This window comes from Methanobrevibacter oralis, assembly GCF_001639275.1.
In the GTDB taxonomy this organism is placed as follows: domain Archaea; phylum Methanobacteriota; class Methanobacteria; order Methanobacteriales; family Methanobacteriaceae; genus Methanocatella; species Methanocatella oralis.
Genome location: NZ_LWMU01000097.1, coordinates 1 through 5,959, shown reverse-complemented (window position 1 = coordinate 5,959; position 5,959 = coordinate 1). Strand labels below are relative to the sequence as shown.

At 22.4% G+C, this 5,959-nt stretch carries 5 protein-coding genes; 4 read left to right on the top strand and 1 reads right to left on the bottom strand.

Annotated elements, in window-relative coordinates:
• The first annotated feature begins 1,411 nt into the window (after positions 1–1,411).
• The 3 genes from MBORA_RS08205 to MBORA_RS08195 all read left to right on the top strand — a co-directional run bounded on the left by MBORA_RS08205 (position 1,412) and on the right by MBORA_RS08195 (position 3,892).
• Positions 1,412–2,113, top strand: a complete 702-nt coding sequence (locus MBORA_RS08205; RefSeq protein ID WP_042692246.1) for a DUF4013 domain-containing protein — start codon at positions 1,412–1,414, stop codon at positions 2,111–2,113.
• Between the two features lie 92 nt (positions 2,114–2,205).
• Positions 2,206–3,135, top strand: a complete 930-nt coding sequence (locus MBORA_RS08200) for an ABC transporter ATP-binding protein (protein ID WP_063720530.1) — start codon at positions 2,206–2,208, stop codon at positions 3,133–3,135.
• A 16-nt stretch (positions 3,136–3,151) separates the two neighbouring features.
• The gene (locus tag MBORA_RS08195) at positions 3,152–3,892 is read left to right on the top strand and encodes an ABC transporter permease (RefSeq protein WP_042693181.1); all 741 of its coding nucleotides are present in this window, start codon (positions 3,152–3,154) and stop codon (positions 3,890–3,892) included.
• Positions 3,893–4,125: 233 nt separating this feature from the next.
• Here MBORA_RS08195 and MBORA_RS11000 read toward each other — a convergent pair whose 3' ends face one another.
• Positions 4,126–4,440, bottom strand: coding sequence for a hypothetical protein (locus MBORA_RS11000; RefSeq protein ID WP_198643708.1), 315 nt, complete (start codon positions 4,438–4,440; stop codon positions 4,126–4,128).
• A gap of 432 nt (positions 4,441–4,872) precedes the next feature.
• Here MBORA_RS11000 and MBORA_RS08185 point away from each other — a divergent pair, with 432 nt between their 5' ends.
• Positions 4,873–5,631, top strand: coding sequence for a potassium channel family protein (locus MBORA_RS08185; RefSeq protein WP_042692249.1), 759 nt, complete (start codon positions 4,873–4,875; stop codon positions 5,629–5,631).
• The last annotated feature ends 328 nt before the right edge of the window (positions 5,632–5,959 follow it).

Genomic DNA, 5,959 nt, shown 5'->3' with positions numbered 1-5,959 from the left:
TCTTTATATTCTTTCATAACCTCTTTAATTTCATCCAATTCAAGATGTCCTTCAATTTTTTTGCTATTTTTTACCATGAATATTAATTTGTAATTTATATGGTATAAACTTTTCGAGAAAAACTATATTATTATTATTCGAATTCATATACATTTAAACATTTTGGATTTTGGACTTAAAATTGATGGAAAAACTATTTAAAATTTATATTCTTCTATTCTTTCTTTTGAAGACATTAAGCATTCAGTTTTGTAGGAGACTTCGTTGAGATATCCGTGTTATTGTTCTGTGATTTTGAGTATAACATGTTCTGAATATTCACATTTTTTTTACATTATCATAATTACGAATAAACTAATTCAATTGAATATATGTTCAAAATCAGTTAAAACCTAAACCTATTAGCCACGATAAGAATAAAAGCCATATTATCAATTGATAGTTTTGTTGAAAACAAACATTTATAATCCAATAATTGTCCTATCACTAGGTTCAATCCCATTAGAAAATATATTTATTACAAAACATTATAAACCTAGCATTTTATAGCTAACTCCATAGAACCAGTAATTTTATTAATACTACCATAAAAAAATTAGCTTTACCATACTTTTAAAGTATTATAAGGAGGTTTACCCACTTACACGTTTAATTTTAAAGTAATCCAAAGCACCATCCCACAATAATTGAAGCCAAATACATAACTTTAAATTCTTCTTCCATTTTCACATCATCCTTTACTAAAAATCATTCAAAATATAACAATTCACCACCATAATAACCAAAACACAAAAATTCAATTCAAAAAATTATAAAATCAATTATAACTACATAAATATTTGTATTTTCTAATATAAATAGATTTTAATAACTTTAATTAAGAATAATAAATTATTAACAAGCAATATAATAAACTAATAAAAATGATATATATTCATTAAAAATAATTTTGTATTTAGTTATTAAATTAAAAAAAAGAAGCGAAACTCACATGAAAAAAAATAAATTATAGAAATGAACTCTATTTAAAAAAATAATATAAAAACAGATAAAAAATGAACATTGATTAAAACTCAATAATTTCTGCCAACACTTTAATGAATGAAAAAAAGTAGATGAAATTTTAAGAATTCATTAAAATTTTAATAATAATAAAAAAACTATTTTTCACTGTCAAGTTTTAGCTCTTATTTTTATTTTATAATGATGTTAAATTTATTGACTTTTTATTATAATCATCAGTAATATTCTTATCCCCCATATAAACTTAAAAGAACATTCATACGAATATCTGAAGATTTTCCCTTCAACACCCTATAATTTATTTTGTTTTAAAATCCTTATTTTCTAAATATTTTATAATTAGTTATTAAACATTAAATTTATTTTATTTAAGGTAACATATTATATTATGAAATCTCTATCAATTAAAGAAATATTTTTAAATTCATTTAAATATACAATATCTGACTGGGTAGCTATAGTAATTTTAGGAATTATATTAACATTTTTATCTATATTGAATAATTTTAATCGTGATATTAACATAATTATGTGGGTTGCAATAACTATATTATCATTAATTGAAATGGGATATTCCTTTAAAATAATTGAGCAAACATTACAAGGATCAACAAAACCTCCTATTTTTAGAAATTTTAAAGAATTAATTATTCATGGAATAAAAGATACTATTGTTTATGCTTTTTATTTTACATTAATGTTAATTGTTTCATTTTTATTAATTTCAATGATTCATTCTATTCCAGAATCTTCTTTAATAGGTATTATTTTAGCTATTATCGTCATTGGTTTTATTTTTTTATTATTATTCGTTTCATTAATTAATTTAGCTAAACATGATGGAAAATTAAGATATGCTTTTCATTTCAGAGAATTATATAGTTTATTAAAAAGAATTGGAATAGGTAGAATAATTATAGTTTATATATTAGCTATGCTTATTGAGTATTTGTTAATTAAAACATTTATTACTGGTGAAAATATTCCTCATATGAGCTTTGTAGCTATAATAAGAAACCTTATAGTCACTCCTTTTCTTGTGATTTTTACAGAAAGAACCATAGCTTTATCTGCTTTTAATAAGATTTAAATGATCATGTCTAGGGAAAGATTTATATATTATGTAATATAATTTTTACATATGTAACATATATTTTACAAAAATATGTTGGGAGAAATAAAATGAGTGAATATATTATTGAAACTAAAAATTTAACTAAAAAATTTGGAAAAAACCTAGCAGTAGACTCAATAAATATGAAAATAGAAAAAGGAAAAATATACGGACTTTTAGGAAAAAATGGAGCAGGAAAAACAACTACAATGTGTATGCTTTTAAATCTTTCAAATAGTAATTCTGGTGAAATTTTCCTTTTTGGTAAAAATGTTAAAAAGAGTTCAAACAAAATCTATTCAAGAATAGGATCCATAATAGAAACTCCAGGATTTTATGAAAATCTCACTGGTGAAGAAAATTTAAAAGCATTTTCTAAGTTAAGAGGAAACTATAATAAAAATAGCATTATAAACGCATTAAAAATAGTTTCATTATATGAAGAAAAAAATAAAAGATTTAAACATTATTCATTAGGAATGAAACAAAGGCTAGGAATAGCAGCAGCTTTAATTCATAACCCAGATATTTTGATATTAGATGAACCAGTAAACGGTTTAGATCCTATTGGAATTCTTGAAATTAGAAATTTATTAAGATCACTAATAGATGATTATAATTTGACAATATTAATTTCAAGTCATATATTAAGTGAAATAGAACAAATTGCTGATGTGATTGCTATTATGGATAATGGAAAATTAATTGAAGAAGTTAATAAAGAAGAACTTCATTTAAAAATAGGTAAATATGTTGATTTTGAAGTTTCCAATTTAGCTATAGCTAAAAAGATTTTAGAAGAAGAGGGACTTAGAGAAAATAGAGATTTTAAATCAATTCAAGATGAAAATAGCATTTATTTATTAAATAATTTTGAATTAAGATCTGATATTAACTCTCTTTTTGTAAAAAATGGTCTTAAAGTAAATAAAATAAATTTAATTGAGGAAAATTTAGAGGAATATTTCATTAACTTAGTTGGTGAAAATTCTATTTAATAAAAAAGGTGAAAAAATGTTTAATTTTATTGAAGTTGAATTTTTAAAGTTAAAACATTCAAAGATATTTTTATTAACATTGCTTGGAGCTATAGCTGTTCCATCAATGATGTTTTTGGGACTTTTATATCGTAAAGCTAATTATCCTGAAGATATAATAACTCTTCAATCTTTTTTATCTGAAATAAATTTCCTCTTCCTTGGATTATTTGTTGTAATGCTTTTTTGTTTAATTATAGGATATTTAATTACTCGTGAATATAATGAGCACACATTAAAATCAATACTGACTTTTTCAATTTCAAGAACTAAATATCTAGTTGGAAAATACTTAATGAGTTTTATTTGGATTTTAATTGTTACTTTAGTGGCATTTTTAGCTAGTATTGTTTTTGCTTTGATTGGAGGAGTAAGTGAGGTTTCTTTAAATATTATAATGAAAATGTTTTATCAATATATGCTTGGATCAGCTATTTTATTTTTATCAATGTCTCCATTTGTTTTTATTTCATTAATATTTAAAAACGTGGTTCCAACCGTAATTGGCGGATCATTTATTTTTATTTCTAATTCACTACTATTTGAACAAGAATTTGCTCCTCTTTCACCATGGTTATCTCCATATTTATTAGTATCTGGAAAAATAAGTGAATATAGCTATGGAACTACATTACCTATATTAATAATCATTGCAACACTCATAATAGGCTTTCTATTAAGTTGGATATATTTTAATAAAAAGGATATACCATTATAAAGAATTAGAGAATAATATAATAGAATTAAAGTTCTATTATTTTTACTTTTTTTGTTTTAATTGTCTTCGTAAAATTCTCATTAATCTGTAATTGTTTTTATTATCTTCAAATTTATGATTAATCCTATAGCAGTTACTTCTTGAATCACAATATATACACCATTTGTACAACCTCTAAATAAATTCATTCAACTTTGAAGATAATATTCCCTTCACTTTTGTAAAATGCACTTTTAATAAACTTGTTTGTTTTTTTTATTATCTAAGTTCCAAGTACTTAGCTCATTTTCAACATGTTCAGGATATTTTTTACTTATATCCCTCAAAACATTGCCAACAGATAGATAATCTTTTAATTGCCTCTTTTGGATGTTCTTTGAAATAGGTCTATTTGTCCATATTCTCAAACCTTCTGTTACTGCTCTTCTCTTATCGGGATTAGTATTCTCCAACCATTCATCAACGATTGGCAATGATTTCAAAGAGTCTGTATTTTTACAAAACTCATCAAAAGACTTTGCTAAGACTTTGAACTCTCCAATTATCATCTTTAGAGATTTCCCCTTTTTCATAAACCTCAAAATTTCTTTATCTTTAGATAAAATAACCAAATTGGAAAACATCATACATTCTTAGTTGATACCCATCTAACTATAAGCTAAGTATGATAATTCTTTTATAAAATCTTTATTATTAGATTTGAAATCAGCTAATACTCTTTTTTTATTAAAGAAAATTCATTTTCTAAGCTTTTAATATATTCATTCAATAAAATCACCAGACACTTTAAAAAATAATGATTGTTCAAATAAAGAATATTTTAATAATAATTATCTAATTTTTTTTGAACAATACTTGTTTCAAGTAATGTATTAATATATTGAACATACATACTTAATAAAGGAATATCAATTTATTATATGTAAGGCTCTGCTATAATAATACCCTCACAAATAATGTGTTAAAAATTGAAAGATACTATGAATCCTAAAATTCTTTACTCCATTTACATTAGTTTAAATATTATAATAATTATAGACATTATTCTAATATTGTATGAAATAATTTTTAATGTATCACCAAATATTGCATATAATATTCATGTATTTGATTTAATTGTATGTACTATATTACTCACTGAATTTTCTATAAAATTTTACATATCCAAATCAAAGAAAATATTCATAAAAAATAATTGGTTAGATCTAATTGCTTCAATACCCTTTGATTTAATATTACCTTCTATATTTAGCACTATTCGTTTCATAAGATTAATTAGATTATTAAAATTACTTCGTGTTGTAGTATTGTTTAAAAAATTTTTAAAAGACATTAACAAATTCTTAAAAAGAAGTCATTTAGACAGAATTTTAAGTGGAATAATGATTACCGTACTAATATTTACAGTACTATTATACTTATTTGGACCTAATTTTAATTTATTTGATAGTTTATACTTTGTTGTAGTGACAATAACAACAGTTGGATATGGAGATATTACTCCAATAACAGTCACTGAAAAAATCATTTCATTAATTTTAATTATTATGGGCATATTTATATTTAGTACAATTACTGGTGCTATTTCATCATATTTAACAGATAATTTCTTAGCTAAAGAAAATAATGAGTTAGAATCTGAACTTAATAATATTAAATCAGAATTAGAAAAGTCTAATAATGAACTTAGAGAATTAAAAAATGAGGTTGCTAAATTTAGTGAGTTAATCAAAAGATAAAAACATCCATCCAATATAACAAATAATTGCTGTTATTTCAATCAAAGAAATTCATTATTTTCAAGTTTATATATGGTATGCTTTATATAAAAAGAATAATTACTTTCTAAAAAATAAAATAACTAATTCTTAAAACTCAATAAAATTGACATTAAGTTTATATATCATAATAATTTATGTATTAAATACAATTGTTTTTATTATAGTTTTAGACAAAAAATATTTATATTAAATGTGACTAAAATAGTAATATGAGTAGAAATGCTTATATTAATAAAGATATCCCACTTTCTAAAATTCATGAAGTTAAAGCTGATTTAAAGCATTA

Excerpts from the sequence above, each read along its gene's own strand:
- MBORA_RS08200 (WP_063720530.1), top strand. The coding sequence starts at position 2,206 with ATGAGTGAATATATTATTGAAACTAAAAATTTAACTAAAAAATTTGGA.
- MBORA_RS08205 (WP_042692246.1), top strand. The coding sequence starts at position 1,412 with ATGAAATCTCTATCAATTAAAGAAATATTTTTAAATTCATTTAAATAT.
- MBORA_RS08185 (WP_042692249.1), top strand. The coding sequence starts at position 4,873 with ATGAATCCTAAAATTCTTTACTCCATTTACATTAGTTTAAATATTATA.
- MBORA_RS08195 (WP_042693181.1), top strand. The coding sequence starts at position 3,152 with ATGTTTAATTTTATTGAAGTTGAATTTTTAAAGTTAAAACATTCAAAG.
- MBORA_RS11000 (WP_198643708.1), bottom strand. The coding sequence starts at position 4,440 with ATGATAATTGGAGAGTTCAAAGTCTTAGCAAAGTCTTTTGATGAGTTT.